The organism is Methylacidiphilum sp. Yel (assembly GCF_004421185.1).
Taxonomy (GTDB): domain Bacteria; phylum Verrucomicrobiota; class Verrucomicrobiia; order Methylacidiphilales; family Methylacidiphilaceae; genus Methylacidiphilum.
The window spans coordinates 60,903-85,568 of the sequence record NZ_LXQB01000023.1 but is presented as its reverse complement, the minus strand read 5'-3'; the positions used below and the strand labels follow the sequence as shown (position 1 = coordinate 85,568).

At 41.7% G+C, this 24,666-nt stretch carries 24 protein-coding genes; 12 read left to right on the top strand and 12 right to left on the bottom strand.

The genetic code is table 11. The annotated features are described in order from the left end of the window. Positions 1-1,430: 1,430 nt before the first annotated feature. On the top strand, positions 1,431-2,279 hold the full coding sequence (gene folP / locus A7Q09_RS04560) for a dihydropteroate synthase (RefSeq protein WP_244228520.1): 849 nt from the start codon (positions 1,431-1,433) through the stop codon (positions 2,277-2,279). Continuing rightward, entirely contained in the window at positions 2,276-3,019 is a 744-nt protein-coding gene (cdaA, locus tag A7Q09_RS04555) for a diadenylate cyclase CdaA (protein WP_134390114.1), read from the top strand. The genes folP and cdaA overlap by 4 nt, the downstream gene beginning before the upstream one ends. A 259-nt stretch (positions 3,020-3,278) precedes the next feature. Here cdaA and A7Q09_RS04550 read toward each other — a convergent pair whose 3' ends face one another. Next, entirely contained in the window at positions 3,279-3,758 is a 480-nt protein-coding gene (locus tag A7Q09_RS04550) for a hypothetical protein (protein ID WP_134390113.1), read from the bottom strand. Between the two features lie 514 nt (positions 3,759-4,272). On the opposite strand from A7Q09_RS04550, the gene A7Q09_RS11120 reads away from it, so the two are divergent. The 3 genes from A7Q09_RS11120 to A7Q09_RS04540 all read left to right on the top strand — a co-directional run bounded on the left by A7Q09_RS11120 (position 4,273) and on the right by A7Q09_RS04540 (position 6,701). Then, positions 4,273-4,407, top strand: a complete 135-nt coding sequence (locus A7Q09_RS11120) for a hypothetical protein (protein ID WP_279636287.1) — start codon at positions 4,273-4,275, stop codon at positions 4,405-4,407. 10 nt (positions 4,408-4,417) lie between these two features. Further along, entirely contained in the window at positions 4,418-5,791 is a 1,374-nt protein-coding gene (gene glmM, locus A7Q09_RS04545) for a phosphoglucosamine mutase (protein WP_134390112.1), read from the top strand. 253 nt (positions 5,792-6,044) lie between these two features. Then, positions 6,045-6,701, top strand: a complete 657-nt coding sequence (locus A7Q09_RS04540; protein WP_244228519.1) for an outer membrane lipoprotein-sorting protein — start codon at positions 6,045-6,047, stop codon at positions 6,699-6,701. An 80-nt stretch (positions 6,702-6,781) separates the two neighbouring features. Here the strand turns inward: A7Q09_RS04540 and pyrE are convergent, their stop codons facing one another. The 7 genes from pyrE to A7Q09_RS04505 form a co-directional block, all read right to left on the bottom strand. Beyond that, entirely contained in the window at positions 6,782-7,360 is a 579-nt protein-coding gene (gene pyrE, locus A7Q09_RS04535) for an orotate phosphoribosyltransferase (protein ID WP_134390110.1), read from the bottom strand. A 128-nt stretch (positions 7,361-7,488) separates the two neighbouring features. Beyond that, positions 7,489-8,007, bottom strand: coding sequence for a hypothetical protein (locus A7Q09_RS04530; RefSeq protein ID WP_244228518.1), 519 nt, complete (start codon positions 8,005-8,007; stop codon positions 7,489-7,491). Continuing rightward, a complete protein-coding gene (locus A7Q09_RS04525) occupies positions 7,991-8,944 on the bottom strand; it encodes a hypothetical protein (RefSeq protein WP_134390108.1) in 954 nt (317 codons plus the stop codon). Before A7Q09_RS04525 ends, A7Q09_RS04530 begins: the two co-directional genes overlap by 17 nt. A gap of 46 nt (positions 8,945-8,990) precedes the next feature. Further along, a complete protein-coding gene (gene murJ, locus A7Q09_RS04520; RefSeq protein WP_134390107.1) occupies positions 8,991-10,625 on the bottom strand; it encodes a murein biosynthesis integral membrane protein MurJ in 1,635 nt (544 codons plus the stop codon). 4 nt (positions 10,626-10,629) lie between these two features. Further along, positions 10,630-11,655 (bottom strand): lipopolysaccharide heptosyltransferase II, encoded by a 1,026-nt coding sequence (gene waaF, locus A7Q09_RS04515; RefSeq protein WP_134390106.1) that lies wholly within the window; start codon positions 11,653-11,655, stop codon positions 10,630-10,632. Beyond that, a complete protein-coding gene (gene lpxK, locus A7Q09_RS04510) occupies positions 11,630-12,892 on the bottom strand; it encodes a tetraacyldisaccharide 4'-kinase (protein ID WP_134390105.1) in 1,263 nt (420 codons plus the stop codon). Before lpxK ends, waaF begins: the two co-directional genes overlap by 26 nt. A gap of 110 nt (positions 12,893-13,002) precedes the next feature. Further along, positions 13,003-13,884 carry an ABC transporter substrate-binding protein gene (locus A7Q09_RS04505; RefSeq protein WP_134390104.1) on the bottom strand — a complete coding sequence of 294 codons (882 nt, stop codon included), beginning with the start codon at positions 13,882-13,884 and terminating at the stop codon, positions 13,003-13,005. 404 nt (positions 13,885-14,288) lie between these two features. On the opposite strand from A7Q09_RS04505, the gene A7Q09_RS04500 reads away from it, so the two are divergent. From A7Q09_RS04500 to A7Q09_RS04475, 6 genes are read left to right on the top strand one after another with little or no spacing between them, the layout of a single operon-like run. Continuing rightward, positions 14,289-14,777, top strand: coding sequence for a Minf_1886 family protein (locus tag A7Q09_RS04500; RefSeq protein WP_134390103.1), 489 nt, complete (start codon positions 14,289-14,291; stop codon positions 14,775-14,777). 39 nt (positions 14,778-14,816) lie between these two features. Then, positions 14,817-17,354 (top strand): pitrilysin family protein, encoded by a 2,538-nt coding sequence (locus A7Q09_RS04495; protein ID WP_134390102.1) that lies wholly within the window; start codon positions 14,817-14,819, stop codon positions 17,352-17,354. Positions 17,355-17,391: 37 nt separating this feature from the next. After that, positions 17,392-17,772, top strand: a complete 381-nt coding sequence (locus A7Q09_RS04490) for a DUF1844 domain-containing protein (protein WP_134390101.1) — start codon at positions 17,392-17,394, stop codon at positions 17,770-17,772. Between the two features lie 15 nt (positions 17,773-17,787). Then, on the top strand, positions 17,788-18,798 hold the full coding sequence (gene moaA, locus A7Q09_RS04485) for a GTP 3',8-cyclase MoaA (protein WP_134390100.1): 1,011 nt from the start codon (positions 17,788-17,790) through the stop codon (positions 18,796-18,798). Positions 18,799-18,809: 11 nt separating this feature from the next. After that, the gene (locus A7Q09_RS04480) at positions 18,810-19,088 is read left to right on the top strand and encodes a MoaD/ThiS family protein (protein WP_134390099.1); all 279 of its coding nucleotides are present in this window, start codon (positions 18,810-18,812) and stop codon (positions 19,086-19,088) included. A gap of 4 nt (positions 19,089-19,092) precedes the next feature. Then, entirely contained in the window at positions 19,093-19,500 is a 408-nt protein-coding gene (locus A7Q09_RS04475; RefSeq protein WP_134390098.1) for a molybdenum cofactor biosynthesis protein MoaE, read from the top strand. A 136-nt stretch (positions 19,501-19,636) separates the two neighbouring features. Here A7Q09_RS04475 and cysC read toward each other — a convergent pair whose 3' ends face one another. Next, a complete protein-coding gene (gene cysC, locus A7Q09_RS04470) occupies positions 19,637-21,553 on the bottom strand; it encodes an adenylyl-sulfate kinase (RefSeq protein WP_134390097.1) in 1,917 nt (638 codons plus the stop codon). A 46-nt stretch (positions 21,554-21,599) separates the two neighbouring features. Continuing rightward, positions 21,600-22,403, bottom strand: coding sequence for a sulfate adenylyltransferase subunit CysD (gene cysD / locus A7Q09_RS04465; RefSeq protein ID WP_134390096.1), 804 nt, complete (start codon positions 22,401-22,403; stop codon positions 21,600-21,602). A 69-nt stretch (positions 22,404-22,472) separates the two neighbouring features. Between cysD and A7Q09_RS04460 the strand changes: the two genes are divergently transcribed. Then, positions 22,473-23,201, top strand: a complete 729-nt coding sequence (locus A7Q09_RS04460; RefSeq protein ID WP_134390095.1) for a phosphoadenylyl-sulfate reductase — start codon at positions 22,473-22,475, stop codon at positions 23,199-23,201. A gap of 16 nt (positions 23,202-23,217) precedes the next feature. Here the strand turns inward: A7Q09_RS04460 and A7Q09_RS04455 are convergent, their stop codons facing one another. Continuing rightward, the gene (locus A7Q09_RS04455; RefSeq protein ID WP_244228515.1) at positions 23,218-24,357 is read right to left on the bottom strand and encodes a homocitrate synthase; all 1,140 of its coding nucleotides are present in this window, start codon (positions 24,355-24,357) and stop codon (positions 23,218-23,220) included. Then, positions 24,351-24,548: a hypothetical protein gene (locus A7Q09_RS10660; RefSeq protein ID WP_208526681.1), complete on the bottom strand. Its 198-nt coding sequence runs from the start codon at positions 24,546-24,548 to the stop codon at positions 24,351-24,353. The genes A7Q09_RS04455 and A7Q09_RS10660 overlap by 7 nt, the downstream gene beginning before the upstream one ends. Between the last annotated feature and the right edge of the window lie 118 nt (positions 24,549-24,666).

The window sequence follows — 24,666 nt, the reverse complement described above, 5'->3', positions numbered from 1 at the left end:
AGGGACCGCGACGGCTGGCAAGCCGCCGCACTCTCCTCCGAGACGAAATACTACCGTGTCATTCGATGGACGATCCGGGGCCAGGACCGCTGGTAGGTGCCGCTCGTCCAGAAGGGGACGCCGCCTGCGAAGACCCGGCAGGCGCACGATGAGGCGAACGCCTGCCTCGATATTGGCCTTCTACAGTCGCAATCATCGAGGAGACCGCAGCTTGCCTGGAGAAGTTATGCCAGGGGGTCGAGCAGCCCTGGCGCAAGCTTAGGTCCGTCCAGAGAGCGATTGGCCGTTTACGCCGGGGGACCAACCCGGACAATTTTAATGAGGACCGGACAGTGAAGAAAGGCGCTTAAGAGATGGATCGCCTCCTTGCGGTATCGGCTTCTTCGAGGAACGGCTTAAAGAAACTAAGCGACTCCTTGCAGCCGAGCGCAAGAGAAGCCATGGGGAGTTGGCGAATCAGATTTTTACAACCTGGAATATCGTCAAGACCGAGAAGATCTCATATCCAAGCTACCAGAAGAATTTCGGAGGGAGCATGAAGGTCAAGGTGAGGAGGATGTTCGTCCGCATCGTTTGCCGCAAGGCTGAGAGGGCTGGTGGCAGACTCTACGAATTCCCGACACGTCCTACCATACTCTCGCAGGCATGCCTCTGCGGACGCATCGAAAAGAAGCCGCTGTCTGTGCGTGTCCACCGCTGCGACTACGGGCTGTTGCCCCTCCAAAGGGACCTCTTTTACGCCTTCCTTGCTCGCTTCGTCTCCGAAGACAGGCTCGATGCACACCAGGACAAGATGGCCTGTGGCCGGGTGCGGAACCGCTCCTGCGGCAGGCGGCCGTCGAGCTTCGGTCAACCTGCAAGCGGAGACGGCCGTCGCCGTCTCCCACGTCCTCCGGGGCGTCAGAGCGGGCCGTCTACCGAAGGGGAACGCCAGCCGACGATGAGAACGGGCACGTCGCAGTGCTTGGCTTCTCAAGAAAGCGGGAGGGGTGCAAGTATTCAGCGTGTCTCATCCCTAGCCCCCCCTGGCTTTAGCCATGGGGAGGTTCAGTTGTAGATCAGTTTTAATATTTGCATATGCTTTGGCCATAGAGGATGAGAAAAAGGAAGAGGCAAAGCTCAACTTAAATGGCCTTCATTGAAGTTTCAAAGCAGGTTTTGCTAATAATATTTGAAAAAGACAGCGGGTCCGATAGTTTTGTAAACGGAATGAACCCTTATGCAGACTGAATTGGGGGTGGAAAAACTACATCTTTCCTCCGGTAGCAGTCTTAACTGCTGCTTGGGACAAAATATCTGTGTTGCCAATCGGATGGAGAGATAGAATTTTAAAAGGCTAAGAAAAACAGGTAATTATAATGTTTTTTGGCAGATTATAACTTAAGAAAAATATTTTTTTCGCCTTATTTTCAGACATGTTAAAAAAAGAAATGCAATGGAATATAGGTAAACAAAAGATCGTTTTTCCTATGGGACGTCCTTTGATTATGGGCATAATTAATATCACTCCGGATTCTTTTTCTGATGGCGGTCGATATTTAAATCCGCAGGTGGCAGCCGACAGAGCATTTTGGATGCAGGACAGTGGGGTTGACCTTATAGATTTAGGTGCTGAATCCACTCGTCCTGGTGCAGAACCAGTCAGCGAAAAAGAAGAAATGACAAGACTGCTTCCAGTCTTACAAAGATGCAGGGCTAAACTAACGATTCCTCTTTCCATTGACACCTACAAGTCAAAGGTTTGCCAAATGGCAATAGATCATGGAGCCGATATTATCAATGATGTATCTGGGGGAGGATGGGACCCTGAAATTTTGACAGTTGTTGCAAGGAGTCCTGTGGGCTATATCCTCGTTCATTCCCGAGGTATGCCAAAGACTATGCAAAAGGAGGCGCAGTATCATGACATTGTCGAGGAAGTATTCAATGAGCTTTCGGTAAAACTCGATCGATGCTTACAAGCGGGAATAGACAAAGAAAGAATCATTTGTGATGTGGGCTTTGGATTTGCCAAAGATAAGACTCAGAATCTCATATTGTTGAGACGACTGAATCGTTTCCATGATTTAGGAAGACCGCTTATGATTGGTGTATCGAGGAAGAGTTTTTTGCAAGCTTTTGCAAAGCGGCATGGGGTTGATATCGAAATGATGAATATTATTGCCCAAACAGTTGCATTCTGGCAGGGTGTCGAAATCTGGAGAGTGCACGATGTAGTAACGGCCGTAGCAGCAAGGGAATTGCTTGAAAAAATTTGGAAGGCAGATTGCAGCCTATGAAACTCTTTGGATTTCCCCTTTCTGGTTTGTTAGAGATTTTGATTATAGCGACAGCTATTTATCAGATTTGGAAATTGTTACAAGGTACTAGAGGCTTTCAGGTATTAACAGGTCTTATTGTTGTGCTTGTAGGATTGACTCTGTTTTCTTCTGTTTTCCATTTGAGGGTATTGACAGAGCTATTGAAGCTCTTTTCTCCATCTTTTTTTGTAGCCCTGGTAGTCCTATTCCAGCCGGAGCTTCGTCAGGTTTTTGCAGAAGTGGGACGCAGAAGTGTCGTCCACATTGGAAGACAACAAAAATCTGAGGTCATTGAACATATTGTCAATGCAGCTGAGATCCTGCAAAGAGAACATATTGGTGCCTTAATAGCTATCGAGCAGGACGATGTGTATCTTCCTGCAAGGGATACGGGGACTATTCTTAATGCTCAAGTCAGTGCGGATCTTCTAGTGACGATTTTCTATCCAAGGACCCCTCTGCATGACGGGGGGGTAATTATACGAGGAGATCAGATTGTGGTTGCTGCGGCTATTTTCCCATTAAGTCAAGTTGAACAGATGGAACGGCTTCTAGGATTAAGACACAGGGCTGCTCTTGGATTGAGTGAGCAAACAGACGCAGTGGTTGTAGTCATTTCTGAAGTTACAAGCGTTATTTCCATAGCCTATAAAGGCAAAATGGAAAGGCATTTTGACCCTGATGGTTTGCGAGCGAAACTGACTCAAATACTGATTTAACACTTGAAAATTTAAATAAGTAACATTCTGCTCATCAGCCGCTTACCTTTACTGATGCCTAAGTGTGGAAGCAAGCTGCTGCTCAAAACCTAAAGCGAGCCTTCTTCCTTTTATAGGCGTAATCTAATTATGAAGAGCCCCCACTCCTAAATTCAAATGATAAATCATCGAGTCCGGCTATTTCTAACTATATTCCTAAGCTGTTCTCTGTACTGCTGCAAAAACCATTCAGCCATACTATCTTTACGCTCGGATAGGGCTAAATACACTGCATAGAAAGGAAAGGGACTAAATCATTATACGGAGAGATTATGTCTGTATCCTCTCCACTCGAAGGCATAAATATAGGCTCTAGCACACAATCCAGCTCAATAGGAAACTGCGCGCTCGAAATCGGATTAACAAAAAGCGTATGGTTACAAATCGACCAATATTTCAGCGTTCCTGGCGCCTGAACTCTTGGCAGCCGAACTTTAGCATTAAAACCGCTCCACTCCATGCGCTCCAAAGGCTCTTTTCTCAAGTTCCAAACCAAATTTACCCCACGAATATCATAAATATACCTACCATTCACAAGCCATTGTGTCTGCTCAGGCCCAAAATAATACTGCTCTTGCATCGGATATAAATAAAACCCACCCCCTACATTCGCTAGCCCCCAACCACCTGAATATTTACCCCCACCTGGATTCAGCGGGCTAGAAGTAGTTCCTGGTTGCTGAAACAAACGTGCGTGCACAGCCTGTGTCTAAGGCTACTTTGAGTCTAGCATGATTAATATAGTTAGTAATCTGAGCCGTTTCCAAAACCGACCTTGAATATCATGCAGATAGTTCTGTGTAATTGTGATGTATTCTGTTTAATTCGTTTTTTAGCTATCAATATACCATTCTGTCAAGACCTTATTCGCACTAAAAATCATGTCCTCTGGATCTGGTCTAGTCTCTACCCTGGTCTTTTCATAGCCTTCAATCTTAAAATCGAATTTCTCTAGAAAATCTTTTATTCCCTTTCTCTAACCATAGGCACCAATCCAGATGAAAGCAAAGCTTTCTGGCCCAGTCGATCACTCTGTGAAGCTATTGAAAGAACCTGCTGATCATTTGCTTGTACATTCCACTTGAATTTTCTTTTTGTTGGATGTTATTGATTTGTAAATTGAAAAATTTTCAATCCGCTAATGCGGAGGAATAAAACTTGATCGGGAGGGGGAGAATATCGAGAAAAGACCTCAGAAAGTTGGTAAAGAGCAAATGAATATCTTTTCTCATTGGAAACAAAAACTCTTTTCATTGGTTCTTGCGGTTGCTATATGGATCATTTTAAAAGAATCGATAGAACCAGGCTCCTTAGATCAACTTTTAACTGCTCTTAAGTTTTTAAAGTAAAACGATTCTCATGCATCCGTCCGTGGATTCTCTTTTTGGAACCGATGGGATACGTGGAAAAGCAAATCTTTATCCCATGACTCCACAGATTGCTTTGGCAGCAGGGGTTGCTGCCGCCAAAGTCCTGACTAGTCATTGTCAATCGAAAAACAGGCATAGGATTGTTGTTGGCAGGGATACCCGCCTTTCCAGTAGGATGCTCGAATATGCTTTCATTTCTGGAGTGTTATCTCAAGGTGTCGATGTGTATGAACTGGGTGTATTGCCTTCTCCAGCTGTAGGTAGTTTGACAAAAGTTTATGAGGCAATTGGCGGGCTCATGGTCAGTGCCTCTCACAATCCCTTTTATGATAACGGACTTAAATTTTTTAGCTTTGATGGAAGCAAACTTGACGGTGAGCTCGAAAAAGAGATCGAAAAAGAGATAAAGCAGTTTGATTGGCTAGGAACAGAGGGGCCAACAGGATCTCAATTAGGAAATATCCTTTTGTTAGAGCATACAACGAGGGATTATCAAAACCTTCTGAAGAGCTTTTTTCCTTCAGAGATGAGTTTAAAAGGGATGAGGATTGCTATTGATACGGCCAATGGGGCCTCCTTTGAGGCAGCTCCCTCTTTATTGGAATCTTATGGGGCTTCTGTGTTTCCTTTCAGCAAAGAACCCAATGGGATTAATATAAATTTTAACTGTGGGAGTATGTATCCTCAGAACATCCAACAGGCTGTTCTGATGACCGGTGCGGATTTAGGAATAGCCCTTGATGGGGATGGGGATCGGTTAGTGCTTTGCGATGAAAAGGGCCAGCTATGTGATGGGGATGACATTTTGGCCATTCTGGCTTTGGATTTTCTAAAGAAAAAGGCTTTATCGAAAAACACCGTAGTTGTGACGGTGATGAGTAATTTAGGTCTGGATGAAACCCTACAGGAAGAAGGAATCCGGGTGATACGGACTGACGTTGGCGATCGAAACGTAGCTGAAGTACTAAAAAAAGAAGAGCTTTCTCTTGGAGGTGAACAATCGGGTCATATCATTCCTTTTGCTTATTCTAAAACGGCTGATGGACTGCTTACAGCCTTAATCATCCTCGAAATAATGTCTTCGACAGGAATCAGTCTTAGCAGTTTGAAAAAGAAGCTAAAGCGTTATCCGCAAAAATTATGGAATCTTGAGATTAGCCAGAAAAAACCTCTTGATGAAATTCCTGGACTAAAAAAACTTATGGATGAGGCTCAGGCTACCTTCAATGGCAAAGGGCGAATTCTTCTTAGGTATTCTGGAACGGAGTCGAAAATTAGACTTTTGGTTGAAGCCAAAGATGAAGATCAGGTGAACGAAGTCGGCCAAAAACTTTTGACTTTCCTTCGAGAATCACTTAGTTGATACTATCAAGGAAATTTCAGAAGTGATATTCCAATTTTTGTTCTTATAGAGAATGGAATGGACTCTAAAAACTATGTTTTTTTTGCGATATAAGCCTACAATAGGCAGGAGGTTCTTGTTATTTTTTTTCTTATTTTCTATTAGCTTTTCTTCTCTGTCTCTGTGGGCAAAGCCTAATCCGGAGAAGCCTTTACCTCCTCTTGAATTCATTCAAGGTCGATTTTGGAGAAATTTCAGACTTAAAGATTATATTTTGAAAGGTTCGATACAAGCCGCCAAGGATACCTATCCAATTACCCTCATTCTCCACGACCGTTCCATGGAATATCGTTTTAAAGGCTTGCCTTTGATGATTTATGTGGAGATAAATCCGGAGGCTAGTTTTGTAGCTTATAGAAACCGCTCTAATGAGCCATGGCAGCCTATTACTGGAATAAACCGAACCAAACACATACTGAATACAGACATAAGTTACGAAGATCTGTCTTTGGATTTTATTCGATGGGATAAGATAAAGCCGCTTGGTACAGATTCGATAAAGACTCTTAGTTGTTGGGCTTTTGATGCTTATCCAGGAAGTTCTCCCTCAGCCTATTCCAAAGTAAGATACTGGATCGCTGAAGACTATTATGCTTTGATACGGGCTGAAGCTTTTAACAGTGCTAATCAACTCATCAAAAGATTAGATATCAACAGTGTACAACGAATTGGAGATGCCTACGTAATTAAAGAAATGCAAGTTGCTACGATCCCCCCAGGAAAAACTCTTTCCTCTTCAAAAACTTATATACAAATCGAAGAAGGCAAGCCCATCTCACCTAAAGACACTGAAAATCTTGATTCTGATAACTACGAAAAATATTCCCAAGCAGGGGTCGCTACGGAGATGGAATCAATCGAAAAAAAGTAGCCAACAAAGGCTCTCTTTTAAGCCGGTTAGCACCTGAAGGATTTAACTCTAAGAGAAAGCTTCTAAAAATTATCTGAGTCTCAAGGACGGATAGCTTGCGTATTTTTTAAATCTTCCGGTAGCTTTTCTGGAGGAAAGGTATCAATAGGCAATTTAAGTAATGCATAATAAGGAACACCAAAATCAAGACTTTCCGTGCTGCGGTCCACTAAGGAGCTTACGGCGCACACCACCCCTTGCTGTTCCCTAACCAGAGAAAAGATCTCTTTGACAGTACCACCAGTGGTTATCACATCTTCCACAACCACCACCCGTTCCAATGGTTTGAGTTTGAACCTGCGTAAAGTCATTCCATTATTGGATTTCTCAGCGTAAATATGTCTAAGCCCTAGTTCTTTGGCAATTTCATGGCCAATCAGTATGCCTCCTATTGCTGCTGAAACAATGGTTTGGGGATTGAAGGCTTCTATCCGTTTTGCAAGATAGGAGGCATACCTTGCGCACAAAGAAGGATTTTGAAGAAGCAAAGCGCATTGAAGAAAATGTCTAGAGTGCAGGCCACTTCTAAGTAAAAAATGTCCTTTAAGCAAAGCCCCACTTTTGATGAGATCTTCTAAAAGATCCTGGGCTTGTGGGTCGGTATTGTCGATGCCAATCATGATAAAAACTTATTAATTTAGAATAACTAAGTCACACAAAATGTATGCCAGCTTAGATCTTTTTTGAAAATTTCCTTCTCTCCTAAGGCTGACTTTTTTATGAAGAAAATGCAATCAAGAATAGGAGATCAATCGATAAGATAGCTGCTATGGTTATTCTCCTCAGCGGGAGATTCAACGGAGAGTGAAGAAGAGGTATCTTTAAAAGCGGATAGAAAAAAGGCAGCCTGTTTGTGTCGAGGCAAAAGAAAAATCAGAAAAGCTTCCTTCCAAATCCCATCAACAAAGTATGGGTCTTTGAGAAATTTCCCATCCTTGCCTAATTCTGCAAGAAGCCAAATATAGCTTTGGCCTGATTCAACAAAACCTCCAGTTTGGACCACTGCTAGAGAGATTTTCTCATGGCCATCTTGCTCCACTTGGCATACAAGATTTCCCCCGTCGTGTAATTGGCACCGTAAATCCCAATAGAGTTTATCATCCTGGCTCCAGTTAGTGCCTTTTTCTTGAATGAAAAGACAGAGAGCCTTACAAAATTCAAGCCATTTTTCTTCTCCCCAGTTTTGAGGGAAAAGAATATTTTTTGCCCTATAAATGCGCATGGACCAATCTTGGGAAATCCGTCGCAGTTCAGTGAACAGACTCATTGCTATGTAGCGAAGATTTAGTTTTTTTCGAATAATTACTGTTTTGTTTCTGTGTTTCTTCAAGCTGAGAAACTCTTTTTATAAGAGCTTCTTCTTTGATGATCCGATTCTGTTTTTCTTGTTTTAAGTCGGAAGCTATTTGTTGAAGACTTTGTGACTGGTTGGTGAGCTTTGATTCTAGGGCTTCTATCTGATTCTTTGTTTTAGAAAGTTCTTTTTCGGTGTCGGTAATGTAGGAATGAATCTGATTAAGACTCGTTTCAAGTTCCTCAATATCTTTTTGTTGTTTGCTTACTTGACTAGCCATTCGTTCTATGCGGTTGTTTATTTTCCTATCCACATCCGTGATCAAGCTATCCTGAGCGTGTATTTTTTTAAAAATTACCATGCCTCCATAGACAGCAAGAATAACGACGATCAAAAAGAAGAAAATAAATCCTGCAAAAAAAACAGTAAGTATTTTTTGTATAGATTTTTGTTCTTTGCTTTGTTTTTCGATTGTTTTTTTTAGATGATTTACTGGGGAAGAGGACAGAGGATTATTCATAGGCGTCTTTTCTTTGGGATAAGAAGAAGAATTAGTTGGGTTTTTTCTCTCCTCATTATTCTCAGATGAAGAGGAAGCAGGGGATATGAAAAGGGGAGCTTCTTTTTGTTTTGATGGCTTTTCCTCGATTGCATTGGAATCCGAAAGTCGTTGTTCGGTTTTCTTTTCTTTTTCTAAATGGGAGGTTTGGGACGCTTGGCTTTCCAATGGTAACGCTGGTTCCTTCAGGTTTTCAAGCTTGCTTTCCAAGAAGTTAAGATCAGTTAGCGGAGCAGTACTTTCCAAAAGAAATGATTGGGACTGATCCTTTTGTTTGGCTCTTTTAGAAACTTGTTTTTTAGGTCTAGCTCTTTTCCGGGAAAGATTTGGTTTTTCTTCAGGCTCAGCCATAGAAAGATGATTTTTTAAAGCAAGGGAGATCCCCCCCTCTATCCCTTTATGCCTTTTTATACGATCGGGATATTTTTTGAAATAAAAATCGGAGGAAAGTTTTTCCTTCCTCTATTCCCATGCCCACAGTTGAGAAGAAGTAGATGAGGATGGCAAATCCAATGGATAGAAGGGTTGAAACTAAAAGAGAAAGAAAGGACTGCCCTAGCTTATGTTGCAGTTGGAGGGCTACAAAAAGGGCAGAGCCACCACAACATAGGGCGCAAAGACCAATCTTAAAAAGAAAAAGTAACCAGTTTTTGAGTCGCCCAAATTCTATATATTTTCCAATCAAATAGGAGAGCTGTAGAAAATTAAGTAGGCTGACTAGTGAGGTTGTTAGGGCTAGACCCACATGTCCAAAAGAAAAGAGCTTTACAAGGATAAAGTTTGATACAAGGTTGATGCCAATGCCGATAAGCGTAACGCGAAGGGGGATCTGAGGTTTGTTTAAAGCAGAAAAACATGGGTTGATAACCTTGATCCCAGCATAACCAGTAAGGCCTATAGCATAAGCCTTTAAGGCGTAAGCTGTCTGCATCGTATCAGAGTGAAGAAATCGGCCATGTTGATAGATGAGAGCAATGATTTGATCAGAAAGAAAAATAAGTCCCATGGCCGCAGGGAGAGTTAAAAAAAAGGCAAGTCTTAGTGAAGATTCAAGCGTTTGTCCAAAGGCTTTCCGATCGTTCCGAGCGTCCTGTCTTGAGACAGACGGAAGGGTAACCGTAGCTATGGCTACTCCAAAAATGCCAATAGGCAGTTGCATCAATCTAAAGGCGCAGTTGAGCCAGGATCTAGCTCCATTAATTTCAGAAGCAAACATTCCATTGATCAGGACGTTAACCTGAATTGCTGCTCCTGCAATCATTGTAGGCCACAGAAGATTCCAGATTTCCAAAAGCTTTGGGTCCCTTGGATTGAGTTCCCAAGAATATTTGAACCCTATTTTAGGAAAAGCAAGAAATTGAATACAAAGCTGTACTAGACCTCCCATGAGCACCCCTAAGGAGATGCCATACAAGGAGGGAGGACCAAAATGGGGATGCAAGGGATCTTTTTGAGGATCAAATAGGAAAGCGAAAAGGATACCAAAGAAGATCGATGCCAGGTTAAAGGCACTGGAAGCAGAAGCCGGTAGACCAAAGATATGATAAGCATTGAGAAGACCCATCACAAGGGCTGCAAGGGATACAAAGAGAATAAAAGGAAACATGATTCGAGTAAGTTGCACAGTGAGTTCGAATTTGCCGGGGATCTTGTGAAACCCAAAGTTGGTGATTTCTACAAGTATAGGAGCCAGCAGAATGCCTAGAAAGCTAAGAAAAAGAAGAAAAATAAAGAATAGGCTAAACAGTCTATTAGCCAACACAAATGCCCTTTTATTGCCTTCGAGTTCTACGGTTTTAGAAAATACTGTTGTAAAGGCTGTGGATAAGGCGCCCTCGGCAAAGAGGTCTCGTAAAAGATTGGGAATCTGAAAAGCTGCCAAAAAGGCATCCAAAAGGGTGCCGGCACCAAAAAGAGAAGCAAAAATAAGTTCTCTGGCAAGTCCCAGAATCCTTGAAATAGCCACAGCGACACTGACCAGTCCAAAGGCTTTGCTTGACCTCTTCGGTTCTGTTATTGGTTGGACATCCATGCGATTATTCAGAAGTAAAAGACTTTCTTTGATTAGACAAAAGCTGATCGCAGGCTTCAAAAACTTTTCTGGGCTCAACGGCCTGCATGCACTTAAAGTCTATTGGACATTTTCTAAGAAAACAGGGGCTACAATCGACTTTTTCGTAGATAATACGACAATGCCCACCAATGGGGGCGGTTTTTTGGGGATCGGTCGAACCAAATATGGCGACGGTGGGGGTGTGAAGGAGGGATCCTACATGCATTGCTCCGCTGTCATTGCACAGTAACAGATGGGAGCTAAAAATTCTCTCAAAAAATAGAGCTAGGGTTGTTTTTCCTGCAAGATTTTCGGCTTCTGGGAGCTCTTTTTTAAGTTGTTCGCAAGGAACTCTGTCCTTTTCTCCCCCAAGAATTTGAATATGACAGCCGTACTTTTCCTTCAGCTGGCGGCATACCCAAGCAAAATGCGAAGAAAACCATCTTTTTGCTGGGCCATACTCAGCTCCAGGACATACACTGACGATAAGGGGACTGGAAGTTTTACGCCAGTGGTTAGGGAATTGGAGAGGAGGCAAGGAGAGGTCGGCTTTTGCCCCTAAGGCTTGAGAAAGAAACAGATAGGTTTTTGCCTGGTGCCAAGGCTCTTTGCTTTTTGGAATGATGATCCTTTTATCTAAAAAAATAGACTGGTCGGTTCTACCATACCCTATGACCGATGGGATTCCAGCCAGTTTGCATTCTAGGGCCGTTCTGATGGAACGCGTAAAAAGCACAGCCAGCTGGATATTTTTCTTTTTTCTCAACTTTCTTATGTTTTCAAAAATGTTTTTAGAATTGGTCATTTCCAAAATCTCATCGACGAAAGGACAAAGGGTCCACAAGAAGGAAAGCTTCTGAGGAGTTGCAATAAGTAAGGAAGCGGATCCAACGAGTTCTTTGAAGCCCTTGATTGCCGGCAAGCTCATCACTGCATCTCCAAGCCAGTTTGGAGAGCGAATTAACAAAGAACCGTCCAAGGTATTAAAATCCTTGAGAAGTTTTTTCACATCTTCCAGCAAGAGAAGGACTGCTGAGTTGAAAATTTTCGGCAAGCTGCTTTTTTGAATAAGATATTCGAAATTTGCGTCCAGGGGAAATGAAATCGAATAGGGTTGATTGAAAAGCTTCCTTGCCAGTAAGCATTTCAATTTCTACTCTTAGAAAAAAGAAAGGAAGAATAAAGGGACGGCAGGTGGGAATCCTCACGGCATCTTTTTCTGTTGTGATAACTGCTTTGGCATTACGCGCTTTGCTCCTTTCCATAAAACGGAGAATTTCTTGTTCAGTAAACCAATGATGGTCTGCAAAGTACTTTGAATAGACGATTTCAGCCCCCAATTTTTTAAGTCCTTTTTCAAAACTTTCAGGCTGAGCAATCCCTGAAATGGCAGCGACTTTTAAGCCTTTGAGGAATTCAAGGGGTTCTTTTTTTCGGGTTATAATCTGGAAAAGATACTTGGGTTTATGGACGCATTCAATGATGGGGGCATGCCCATTGAATTTTCGGACTTCAGATTTAAGGGAAGAAAGATCCGAACCGTCACATTTGGTAATGAAAATAAGGTCAGCTCTTTTCAAGTGATCTTTTGGTTCTCTTAGCATGCCTCGGGGCAGAAGATGCCGATTCCCAAAAGGGGCTTCTCTATCGATTAAAACGATATCGAGTCTTTCCTTCAAGGGGAGATATTGGAACCCATCATCCAGAATTAGGATATCCACCTGCATATTTCTGATGGCCCATAAGCCGCTTTTTACACGATTTTTCCCTGTAATAACAGCCACCCCTTTTAGATTTTTGGCTAGCATATATGGCTCATCCCCTGAATGCTTTGGATCGAGATAAATTTTTTGTCCGTCGGAAACTATTCTTGGAATAAACTCTTTGTCGCCTTTGAATGCTGAAATTATCCTTTGCCATAAGGGTGGAGGAATGCTTTTGTAGCCTCGGCTTAAGATGGCAACTTTTCTACCAGCTGATGCTAGTTCCTTAGCCAGTTTTTCAACGACAGGGGTTTTTCCCGTACCTCCCACTGTCAGATTCCCCACGCTGATTACCAGACAGCCGAATTCATGGGATTGAAAAAGTCTTTTCTTATAGAGCCAAACTCGAAGCCTCACAATAGGATTGTAAAGCCAGGATAGAAAAGACAGAAACCACCGAAAAATGGTGGCCCTTTTCCCATAACGGCGTTCCAGGATGACGTCAACTGCAAATTGTTCTAAATTATCCAACCAACGTGCCATAAGAAAAGACCTTTAGCCCCTTGGAATTCCATACATTACAACGGGTGGTGAAAAAGAATGCAAGAGGTTTCTTTTTAAAGAAATACTTTGTTTAGGTATCTTTTTGGATATCAACCGGTTGGTTGTCTTATCTTTTTGTCTGTGTAAGCATCATCTATCCTAAAGAAACGACACTGGTTGAGATAAGCCTCAGGAGGATAGAGGAGAGGGGATTGCCGTTGATATTTAGGAGTCATTGTATAAGTATCCGGTGAGACAGCTCCTAGCCAATTGGTAGAAATAATGGCTGCTTGCTCTTGGGGAGAGCACAAAAACAGAAGGCTTTCTTTGATCCTTTCAATGTTGGCTGCACTCCGTGGAATCGCCCAGTGAAAAATAGTGATCCATGAATATTCCTTGGGCAGGTAAATGATCATTTTTTTTTCTTTTTCATTAGTTTTAAGGAGCTCCGAAATAGTGTCGATACGAATAGGAAGGGGAGAGGTTGGCTTATTTTGAACCACCAGCTTCTCACCACCAAAACTGGAAGTTTTTCCTAAGGATGTTTTGTCAATGGATTGGATAATTAGCCCTTTTAGTAAGCTATCTTGAGGATAATCTATTGTATAGAGAGGACTGCGTAATTCTGACCAACGGGTTGGATACATTTTAGAGCCAGTTTCTTTTGGAAAGCCTATGCCAAGAAGAGTCCATCCATAGGGCCAGCAATAATGATTTGACTGGTCGTAATAATGGTATAAAAACTTGTGATCGACTCGAGGCAAAAGCTTTTTATCGATTGGTAAATGGGCTAGTAGCTTTTGTCTTTGGAGGGCATAGACCAAGCGGTCAGTGATTGCCACAAGATCAAAATTTTCTTTTTGGATTTCTTCAAAAGCACTTTTCTCATCAGTATAAAAACTTGGAGACAATTGACTTCCAAAGGCTTTTTGATAATCCAAAAGAGAGGACTCAAGAAGATGGCCTTCTGGAACAAGAAGTTGTAAGTTCATCGGTTAAAAGGCTAAAAAAATTACATCCTGGGATCTATAGGATAATTACAAACCAATTTATTATTTTGTTTTGTTGGAATGAAAGAATAGAAGAATAAAAAAAAGAGAATCTATTTAAAATCTTTTTTTCTCTGTTATTTTAAAAGATAGAAGCAATGTTTTTTTTTTCTATTTTAAATAAAATTATTTTTTTAAAAAAATATCCGTTATAGAATAGGGTTTAATATATTTTATAAATTGAACTGGTTTAATTCATGGCTTACCAGAAAAGAACAAGCGTTGGTTCTCTGTGTGATGATCCTTATAATCCTATCGGACATTGGAAGGAGACTGTACCGTTTTTATGTTGTGGCTTATTCAGTACGTGCAATTGATTTAACCAGTAACCATAAGAGGTGAAGTCTATGCGCAAACGTGATTTTACATCCATAGTTGAGGAAATTGTTGAAAAAGACTCCAGGTACTTAAAAGAAAGCTATTATTTTGTCCGAGAAGGGCTGGAGCATACATTGAAGACAATTGGAAAGCAGAAACACCAAAAGATTGAGCAGCTAAGCGGTAAGCAGATCCTTGAGGGCTTGAAAGATTATGCTTTAAAGGAATTTGGTCCAATGAGCAAATTGGTTCTAAATGAGTGGGGAGTGAAAAGTTGCAAGGATTTTGGGCAGATGATCAAAAACATGGATCTGTATGGATTGTTGGGAAAAACAGAAATGGCAGACATGAAAGATTTTCAAAAGGGCTACAGCTTTACTACAGCTTTTGTAAAACCGTTTCTCCCGACCAGATCGACTGTAGCCAAAAAAGGGAAAGAAAGAAAAAGTCAGTCTTCTTCTAAACGAAAAAAGAAAGTAGACGACTCTGACAAAACTCATAATCATTCGAAAGAATAGGACGGTTTATCTTTTTTCTTTTTAGCGTTAGCCTAACTTATGCATTCTAAAGGATTGCTATCTTCTTTTTCACTTTTCCCAAAGATTTTCAAAGAAACTCTGCCCAATGGGCTAACAGTTCTTGTAGATTCAAATTATCAAGCGGAGGTTGTTTCCTTACAGTTTTGGTGTGGGACAGGCAGTATTCATGAAGGAAAATATATTGGTTCAGGGATATCTCATTTCCTGGAGCATCTGCTTTTCAAAGGAACAACTCAAAGGGATGGGAAAAGAATTGTTTGGGATATCCAGGCGCTAGGTGGGCATCTGAACGCCTATACCTCCTACGACAGAACGGTTTATCATGTGGATCTGCCCTCTTCTTACTGGAAAGAGGCTTTGGATATCCTTTCTGATCTCGTTTTTCATGCAGCCATTCCTCCTGATAGTTTTGAGGAAGAAAAAGAGGTGATACGCCGTGAGATTGCTATGGTGGAAGATGACCCTGATAGCTGCCTTTTCCAACTGGCTTTTGAAACAGCTTTTAGTACCCATCCTTTGAAGTATCCGATCATCGGTTTGCCGGGATTATTTGATCTGATTGATAGGCAAGTTGTGCTTGATTACTATCAGAGTAGGTATGTTCCTCAGAATGTGTTCCTAGTGGTCTCTGGTGCGGTGAATCCAGAAGAGGTTTACACTAAAGCATCAGAAATGCTTTCGAAAGAACCGATGAAATTTTGCCCATTCATCGATGTAGCCGATGAACCGCCTCAACTTTCTAAAAGGTTTGCATCCAAAGAGATCGCAACGGAAATAGGCAGAATCTGTTTGCTGTTTCATGTTCCTGGATTGCATCATGATGATTCCCCGGCCTTACAGCTCTTTTCAACCTTCTTAGCGCAAACTCGTAGTTCGCTTTTACACCAAAAACTGGTCGAAAAGGAAGGAATAGCACAAGAAATTGATGCCTTTTTTCTTACAGGATCTACTATGGGAGTCTTTGGGATTGAGTCAAAATGTATCCCTGAAAATGTTGAAAAACTCAGTGAAAGGATCTTAGAAGAACTTCGTTCTTTTCCTAAAAGAGGCATTTCAGAAGAGGAATTTATTTTATCTTTAAGGCAGCAATTTTCTCATTCGATTCGAGAGCTGCGTTCTGCAAATGCCAGAGCTGAAGCCGTAGGAAACGGATGGTTACTGTTCAGAGATCCTTCCTTTAAAGAGAATTTTTTACGTAAGCTTCAAGCCCTTGAAAAAGAGAAAATTCTAGAGTTAATTCCTTGCTATTTCCGTGAGGAAAACCTGAGCCATGTCCAGCTCATACCTAAAAAGCAAAAACCGCATGTTTTTTCCCCTACTTCCAAAGAACCGACTGTCAACCATTTTGAGCTCTCAAATGGCATCCAGCTTATTTATCGTTCCAATGAGCTGCCCCTCCAATATTTTCGTGCTACTTTTGATGGAGGACCCTTGTGGGAACCTCAGGAAAAATCAGGCATTTCAAAGCTTGCAGCAGCTATCCTTCTTAAAGGAACACGCAAAAGATCAGCTGAAGAACTAGCCAAAGCTATCGAGCTTCTTGGAGGAACTTATGGAGCCGATTCGGGGAACAACACTGCTGGGATTTATCTTGAAAGCATGAGTGAGGCATGGGAAAGTTCTTTCGATCTTTTTTCTGAAATGATACATGAGCCGGCATGTCTTGAAGCTGAATTAGAAATTGAAAAGAGAAAACAGATTCATCAAATTCGGCTTCAGATGGATGATCCTGTTCATGTTCTTCAATCTCTTCTCCGAAAGGCACTTTGGCAAGGTCATCCGTATGAACGTGACCCGTTAGGAACTGAAGCTTCGATTAGGGAGATAACAGGAGAAGATATCCGAAGTTTTATTCTGTCTGTTTTTCAAACAGGTAGAATGGTTTTGGGGATTGGAGGGCCTGTTGACCCCCAAAAATGGCTAAAACGAATCGAATCTTCCTTTGTTTCTTTCCCTGCTAAAAGCATCCCCTCGAGCTTTGAATTTTCTCTCTTTCCATTGGAAAAACCCCTAAGGGTTGAACAAAGAATTCCTGGAAAAGAACAGGCGGTTGTGGGGATTTCTTTTAGAACCAAGCCGATAGCGGATCCTGATCAAATTCCTCTAGAGGTTATATCGGAAATCCTTTCCGATTTGGGATCAAGGCTCTTTATAAAGATAAGGGAAGAAAAAGGACTTGCGTATTTTGTATTTCCAACACGTTTTCTTGGATGGAAGGGAGGGGCCTTTTCTATCATCGCCGGCACCGATCCTAAGTTTAAGGAGGAAGTTGAAAAAATTATTTTTAATGTGCTTGAAGACATTTGTCAGCATGGGTTTTTAGAGGAAGAACTTCAGAGAGCCAAGGCCAAACTTTTAAGTGAAGAAAAAATTGCTTCTCAATATCCTTCCTCTTATATTGCCCGTTCTTCTATTGATGCTCTCCTTGGACTTGGTTGGGATTATGAAGAGAAGAAGATAAAGAAAATTGAACAGATCTCTCTAGAAGAGATTAATGAGACTGCTCGGAGGATATTTTCTCTAACCGATTATGTAATCGGTATTGTGTATCCTTAATTTTTGCTTATCTGTTAGCTGAAAATGGAGGATGACAATGGCTAATAGCGGATATTCTGGATATACGCCTGAAGAAATAACGCGGCATTTTTTAGCTCTTGTTATGATGAAATATCATGAAGCCCTTTTTTTGCTTGGGCTTATAAAAGCCCCCGGCCATGAACTCCAATCACCAAAATTAGAAGAAGCGGCCGAAGTGATCGATCAACTCGAAGCCTTAAAAATAAAGACCCAAGGTAACCTCTCTTTAGAAGAGCGCCAGACTTTAGATGGACTACTGACTGAGCTTAGACTCTCTTATCTAAAAACAGCTAAAGATTGGGAAAAGAAAAAAGAAGGGCCTGAAACGGAAAAGAAAATAGAAAAACCACTTGAAACGGATCCCGAAAAAAGGAGGTTTTTTAAAAGCTACGGATAAGGAAAGTTCTTAATTATGCTTAGGGAAAATGTGGAGTCAAATTTTTTTCAAGGTCTTCAGGGATCGGCAAAAGTTCATTACTTGCGAATTTCTGTCACTGATCGATGTAACGAGCGCTGTGTTTACTGTTTTCCACAAGATCTAGGGTTTTTATCCAAAAAAGAAAATATTCTTTCCTTTGAGGAAATTTATTGGACGATTTTTTATGGTGCTTTAAGACATGGGTTTAAAGATTTCAGGATTACTGGAGGAGAGCCACTGGTTAGAAAAGGCACGGTGTCTTTTATTTGGCAATTGACAAAAATTTCTGGAGTCCGTTCTGTTCGGCTTTCTACCAATGGAACCTTGCTCGGACTCTATGCCCGAAAGCTGAAAGAAGCCAATATAGCTGGGGTGAACGTTAGTCTGGATTGTCTTAATCCTGCTCTTTACAAAAAGATTACTGGTGGAGAAATTGCCCCTGTATTGGAAGGCATCGAGGAATGCCAAAAAGTGGGTATTGAATCAGTCAAGATCAATACGGTCCTTCTTCGAGGTATCAACGAAGAAGAGTTTTTGCCTTTAATCGAATGGGCTTCGGAAAAAAATCTGGTTATTCGGTTTATTGAATTAATGCCTATAAGTTACACGGGTAAGATTTCTAAAGAAAATTTTCTCTCCGTAGCGGAATTAAAAAAACGGTTAGAGAAACAGGACGACTTAGAGCCATTAGATTATAAACTAGGACAAGGGCCGGCTAAATACTTCTGGATGAAAAAACGTAATGCTATTGTGGGTTTTATTGGTGCGATCTCTGATTTCCATTTTTGTGATAACTGTAATAAGATGCGTCTAACGAGCGACGGCTTTATAAGGCCTTGTTTGGGAAATCATCTTGAGATAGACATAAAGCCTTTTTTAAGGCCCTCTGTTGATCCTTTGAAAATATATAAAGCTTTTGAATTGGCTTTGCAGAGGAAGCCTCCCGAACATTCCTTTAGAGAAAACTATAATCCTGGAAGAGTTATGACTTCTATTGGAGGTTGAAAGTTTGGTGTATGGAAAAAGAACCTAGAGTAGCAAAAGAACCTGTTGGAACGGAAACCATAAGAATATTGGCTTTTGCTCAGGCTAAAGAGCTACTTGGATTTACAGAAAAAATGCTTGTTGTGGATAGGTCGAAAACCCCCCGGGAAATTGTCCTTGAGATAGAACCCTCTTTTTTTGAAAAAATCCATGGGGCTCGTGTCGCCATTGATCAACGTTATGCTTCATGGGATCAGCCGATAGAAGAGGCAGAAGAAATGGCTATTATTCCTCCTGTCAGCGGTGGGTAACCTTATGAAAATTGAGATTGAAATGACCGATAAACCACTCCATATAGCTCCTCTGCGCTTGCCTTTGAGTGGAGAAAGCGGAGCTGTCGTAGAGTTTTGGGGATTAGTTAGAAGTAGTGAAGGGGGCCAAAAGATAGCGGCTCTTCATTATGAATCTTACATATCGATGGCTAAAGGGCTTCTTTATGAAATCGCTCAAGAACTTTTGAAAAAATACCCATGCCAACGACTAGAAGTGTTTCATAGGATTGGACCCGTTGCTGTTGGAGAGCCTTCAGTTTTTTTAAGGATCTATAGCACGCATCGCTCGGAGGCGTTTCAACTAGCGCAAGAATTCATCAATAGATTAAAATCGGATGTACCCATTTGGAAATATCCCCTCTTAGCTGAAAAAGAAGAGCCTTCTCCATAGGATAGAGCTTGGCTGCTCTGTGTTTTTCTTACTTTTTCCACTCATATAGAAGGGTGCCTGTAGCCTTCCTAACCTCTTTCCTCTTGCCAAACTCTAAAAGAAAAGCGCTCTGTCTTCTGCTTTTGTTATAAAGCCTTTAAATTTCAGCGGCTGGATCCTCCAACAGGCCCAGTTCCCTTTCTTTATCAGGAGATATACGAACTAGAGGCACGATGAAATCCAGTAATTTCTCCAGGCAGGTTTCAATCGATTCCTGTGCGGTCAAAAGATGAAGATCACAGTTGCTAGGGGGTTCATAAGGAGAATCAAGCCCCGTCATCTTGGGAATTTCTCCTTTGCTTGCTTTGAGATAAAGAAATTTAGGATCCCGGGATTTACAAATTTCAATTGGTGCATCGACATAGATCTCTTTGAAAAGGATGCCATCTTTTTCACAGATCGAGCGAGCATTTTTCCTGTCTTCCTCAAAAGGAGAAATTAGTGCGACGATGACAACAAGGCCAGATTTAGCAAGAGTTTTTGCTGTCTCAGCAGCCCGACGAATATTTTCTTTGCGATCTTGCGCATCGAAACCTAAATCCTTGCTAAGCCCCCCTCGGAGCTCATCTCCGTCGATCACATAAGCAAGAATGCCTCTATGGAAGAGTATCTGTTCGAGTCGGTTGGAAAGGGTCGTTTTGCCTGAACCCGAGAGACCGGTCATCCAAAAAACCCCACTGCGATGTCCCAGAAATTTAGCCCTTTGTGCAGCACTAATCCGTGATCTTCCTTTGATTTCATGCACCGGTTTGCTTGGCAAAGCCTTGAGGATGATTCCACCACCAGCAATTCTATTTTGGTCAGCGAATACAAACCGGCCTGTCGTCTGGACGTTTTCAAACAAATCACAGGCGATGGGTGCTGAGGTGCGAAAAATCACCTCGGCGGTCTCATTTTTCTTAACTTCCATAGGCACGGGCTGTAGGTCCTCTAAGGTTGTAGCATCAATAACCCGCTGGATTTGTAACACTCTGGCAATGCTTTGTTGAGTGGCAAGTCGGAAAGTATACGGGGCCCCAATGGCAAGCGGATGATCTCCTAGCCAGAATATTCTTGCAAAAAAATCCGTAGCGACTATGGGAGGAGAGTTTTCATGAGCGATGATTTCACCTCTTTCTACGAAAATTTCTTCTTCCAGTTGAATAGCTGTGGATTTGCCAGCAAAGACAACCTGAGGGGAACTCTCGGCAGGCCAATGGTGTATTGCCTTGACTTTGCTCTTTTTAGCCGAAGGGTAAAAAGCAATTAAATCTCCGCATTGCAACTTTCCTGATTCAATTCTACCAGCTAAAAGCCTGCGTTCATCAAACCTGAAAACATCCTGGATAGGAAAGCGAAGGGGGGAGTTCTCTGGAGAAGCTGAAATTTCTAACCCTACTAAGGCTTCAAGAAGGGGTTTGCCTTCATACCAAGATAAATGCGGGGAGCGTTTGATTATGTTTTCACCAGATTTTGCCGAAAGTGGAATGACAAAGTTACAGGGTAATTCTAACTTCTCAAGAAGTTGAATACATTCGTTGTGAAGAATTTTATATGCTTGAAGGCTATAATGAACCAGATCGAATTTATTGAGTGCCACCACTATCTGTTTTATTCCAAGGAGAGCAAGGAGCATGGCGTGCCGTTTTGTCTGTTCTCCAATACCAACAGAAGAATCGATGACAAGAACGGCACAATCAGCTTTTGTTGCTCCACTAATCATATTTTTTAAAAATTCCAAATGCCCTGGAGCATCAATAATTCTAAATCTTCGCTCTCCATAAAAGAAGGTTACTTCAGTGACATCGATGGTAATGTTTTGGGTTCTTTCTTCTAAGAGAGAATCCAAAAGAAAAGCATATTCAAACTCGATTCTGTTCTTTTGGCAATAAGCTATGGCTGCTTCTTTTTTTTCTTTAGGAACGCTATCTGTATCCCACAAAATTCTACCGATCAATGTCGATTTGCCATGATCGACATGACCAGCAAAAACAATGTTAAAGGTCTTAGTCCCTAAAGGTAAAAGGTTATTCATTGTTTTGTCTCGTAGCTCGATTGAGAATCGAATCACTTTTTAAGAATTAAAGAAAACCTTTGGCTCGGAGTTTTTGCATCGCATTAGGCTCCGCATGATCTTGGGCTCTGCCCGCTCTTTCCGAAGTCTTTGTATGATAAAGTTCTTCTATAATTTCATCAATGGTTGAGGCATGGCTTGCTACTGGATGCGTGATGGGCCAACAGCCTAAGGAACGATACCGTTTTCCATCTTTTGAAAAATAGAGGGAAGGAATAGGGATGTTTTCCCGTTTAATATAAAGCCAGATATCGAGTTCGGTCCAATCAAGAAGGGGCTGTATTCTCACATGGCCATTATTAGGAAGAGTAGCCAAAAACAGATTCCAAAATTCTGGTGGTTGGTTTTTGTATTCCCATTCCATAGACTGGTTTCTAGGGGAAAAGTATCTTTCTTTAGCCCGAACGCCGTCTTCGTCTCTTCGTATGCCCGTAATAAGACCATCCCATTTGTATTCTTCCAACGCCTGCTTGAGGGCCACCGTTTTGAGCTCGTGGGTCACTGTGACAGGATCATGCGTCTTATAGCTAATGCCGCGCTCAATGGCTTCTTGGTTAATTTTAACAATCAATTCAAAGCCGTAATATTCTTTTGCCCAAGAACGAAATTCGAGCATTTGAGGAAATTCATAAGTCGTATCAATATGGATGATAGGGAAAGGAATATGTCCACAAAAGGCTTTCTTGGCAAGCCAAAGGAGCACGTTTGAATCCTTCCCCATTGACCAGAGCATTGCTAGATTTTTAAAAGCATAGCGAGCTTCTCGAAAAATAAAAATACTTTGTGATTCTAAGTTGTCTAAATTCTGCATATTCTATAGAGTGAATATAGTTTTATTTGAATCTTTTATTTTTACAACTATTTTTTTTCAACAACCAAAATGAAAGCAATGAAAAAAGAATTGTTCGATTCACTCCAGGAATATAACCGGCTTTTGGAAAAAAAAGATGCCTTGGAGCGTATTAGTTGGGCGCTCGATTTTTTCGAAAGAAAAGTAATATTAAGCTCGAGTTTTGGAGCTCAATCGGTTGTCACACTCAAGCTTGTTCTTTCTGTCTGGCCAGAAATTCCTGTTGTAGTGATCGATACGGGCTATCTTTTCCCAGAAACTTACCGCTATATAGATAGACTAGTAGAAGAATTGAAAATTAATCTAAAAGTATATAGGCCAGCTCTTTCTCCTGCTTGGTTTGAAGCACGCTACGGAAAACTCTGGGAGCAAGGCAAAGAGGGCATAGAAAAGTATAATCAGATTATGAAAGTTGAGCCCATGATCCGTTCTTTGGAAGAACTTGAGGCCCGTTGTTGGATTTCTGGGTTGCGCAGGGAACAAGCTTCGACTAGAAGAAACATCCTTATTTTAACCTGGCATTGGGATCGGGCAAAGCTGCATCCCATAGCCGATTGGACAACGGAGAGAATCAACGAGTTTATCTATAAGAACAAACTGCCGATGCATCCACTGGCTTTCGAGGGATATGTTTCCATAGGAGATATTCATACGACAAGCAAACTTGAAGCAGGGATGCTTCCAGAGCAAACCCGATTCTTTGGCATAAAAAGAGAATGCGGTCTGCATGAAGCAAAGGAAACTTTCCAAGGGCGCTAGATAATGGGTGAGGAGGTTAACAGCTTTTTTCGATTGGGCTAGCTGAAGGAAAGGCCTTAGGAGTATCGACAAAGCCTATTAATTGCTCTTTTGAAGGAGTTCTTTTGTTGTTTATTGCAAAATCCCTAATCTGATCCAATATTCTTTTGGCCTGTTCTTCTGATAATAGGATTCCCAGTTTTTCGTAGGTCCAAAGAACGGATTTTCTTCCTGAATGTTTCCCAAGAATAAACCGATGCTTGCGGCCTATAATAGTCGGATTGAAAGGTTCATAATTTCTTGGGTTTTTAAGAATTCCATCAACATGAATGCCTGATTCGTGCAGAAAAATATCTTTCCCTAGGATACTTTTCCAACGAGGAATTTTCCTTCCACTGAACCGAGCAACTAAGAAACACAAGGAAAAAAGTGCCTTCAGATCTATGCCGCTATCTACATTTTCACGAAGAGAAAGGAAAAAGGCAACTTCTTCAAGCGATCCATTCCCTGCTCTTTCTCCAAGACCACAAGCGGTAAGACTGAGAGAATCAACACCAGCATGCCAGGCAGCTATTGAATTGGCTGTTGCCATGCCAAAATCATCATGTCCATGGAATTCCAAAAGCAGGGGAGTGATTTTTTTTAACTTGGAAATGATTTTGTAGGTTTGAATAGGATCGAGAATACCAACAGTATCAGCATAGCGAAATCGGAAGGCACCGCTTTGTTGAGAAACTTCAATGGCATCCATTAAAAAATGTTCATCTGCTCGGGAGGCATCTTCTCCTCCCACAGCCACTTCAAGGCCCATGTCCTTGGCTTTCGATACATATTTTTTTATTTTTTCTAGCACAGAGGATCGGGTCGTCTGGAGTTTTGTTGAAATCTGAATGTCAGAAAGGGGTATGGAGAGGTTGACAGTAGTTGCTCCAGATAGCTTGACTGCCTTTAGATCTTCCTCCGTCATTCTTCCCCATGCCATGACCCGAGCAGAAAGTCCAAGGGAAAGAATTTTATCGAAGGCTTCCATTTCTACTTTTCCGATCGATGGGGTGCCTGCTTCAATTTCTCTGAGGCCACATTGCGCTAACCGTTTAGCAATCAGCGCCTTTTGATTAGGACTGAATGCAACTCCTGGAGTTTGCTCTCCGTCTCGTAAGGTTGTGTCAGCTAACAAAATCTTTTGTCTTGTCCCCACGTACAGGTAGAAGCAGAATGTATGCCATCAGATTTCTCCAGTTTGAGCATTGAAACATCCAATAATGTAAAGAATTCGACAAAATATTTTTCTTTTGTCTTTTTTTTAACAGCCAATCCAATCTGTGTCGAACAAGTGATAGGAGAGACTCCTCCCTGGTCTTCTCCCAAGAATGGGAAGAATAGAGCCTAAAAGTTTTGCTTGTAGACTACAGAACCATAGAGATGGGGCAAAGGATGCTTTTATAACGGTTCTACATGTTGGCATAGATGCTGCTCACAGTAGGAA

Excerpts from the sequence above, each read along its gene's own strand:
- folP (WP_244228520.1), top strand. The coding sequence starts at position 1,431 with ATGCAATGGAATATAGGTAAACAAAAGATCGTTTTTCCTATGGGACGT.
- cdaA (WP_134390114.1), top strand. The coding sequence starts at position 2,276 with ATGAAACTCTTTGGATTTCCCCTTTCTGGTTTGTTAGAGATTTTGATT.
- A7Q09_RS11120 (WP_279636287.1), top strand. The coding sequence starts at position 4,273 with ATGAATATCTTTTCTCATTGGAAACAAAAACTCTTTTCATTGGTTCTT.
- glmM (WP_134390112.1), top strand. The coding sequence starts at position 4,418 with ATGCATCCGTCCGTGGATTCTCTTTTTGGAACCGATGGGATACGTGGA.
- pyrE (WP_134390110.1), bottom strand. The coding sequence starts at position 7,360 with ATGATTGGCATCGACAATACCGACCCACAAGCCCAGGATCTTTTAGAA.
- A7Q09_RS04530 (WP_244228518.1), bottom strand. The coding sequence starts at position 8,007 with ATGAGTCTGTTCACTGAACTGCGACGGATTTCCCAAGATTGGTCCATG.
- A7Q09_RS04525 (WP_134390108.1), bottom strand. The coding sequence starts at position 8,944 with ATGGCTGAGCCTGAAGAAAAACCAAATCTTTCCCGGAAAAGAGCTAGA.
- murJ (WP_134390107.1), bottom strand. The coding sequence starts at position 10,625 with ATGGATGTCCAACCAATAACAGAACCGAAGAGGTCAAGCAAAGCCTTT.
- lpxK (WP_134390105.1), bottom strand. The coding sequence starts at position 12,892 with ATGGCACGTTGGTTGGATAATTTAGAACAATTTGCAGTTGACGTCATC.
- A7Q09_RS04505 (WP_134390104.1), bottom strand. The coding sequence starts at position 13,884 with ATGAACTTACAACTTCTTGTTCCAGAAGGCCATCTTCTTGAGTCCTCT.
- A7Q09_RS04500 (WP_134390103.1), top strand. The coding sequence starts at position 14,289 with ATGCGCAAACGTGATTTTACATCCATAGTTGAGGAAATTGTTGAAAAA.
- A7Q09_RS04495 (WP_134390102.1), top strand. The coding sequence starts at position 14,817 with ATGCATTCTAAAGGATTGCTATCTTCTTTTTCACTTTTCCCAAAGATT.
- A7Q09_RS04490 (WP_134390101.1), top strand. The coding sequence starts at position 17,392 with ATGGCTAATAGCGGATATTCTGGATATACGCCTGAAGAAATAACGCGG.
- moaA (WP_134390100.1), top strand. The coding sequence starts at position 17,788 with ATGCTTAGGGAAAATGTGGAGTCAAATTTTTTTCAAGGTCTTCAGGGA.
- A7Q09_RS04480 (WP_134390099.1), top strand. The coding sequence starts at position 18,810 with ATGGAAAAAGAACCTAGAGTAGCAAAAGAACCTGTTGGAACGGAAACC.
- A7Q09_RS04475 (WP_134390098.1), top strand. The coding sequence starts at position 19,093 with ATGAAAATTGAGATTGAAATGACCGATAAACCACTCCATATAGCTCCT.
- cysC (WP_134390097.1), bottom strand. The coding sequence starts at position 21,553 with ATGAATAACCTTTTACCTTTAGGGACTAAGACCTTTAACATTGTTTTT.
- cysD (WP_134390096.1), bottom strand. The coding sequence starts at position 22,403 with ATGCAGAATTTAGACAACTTAGAATCACAAAGTATTTTTATTTTTCGA.
- A7Q09_RS04460 (WP_134390095.1), top strand. The coding sequence starts at position 22,473 with ATGAAAGCAATGAAAAAAGAATTGTTCGATTCACTCCAGGAATATAAC.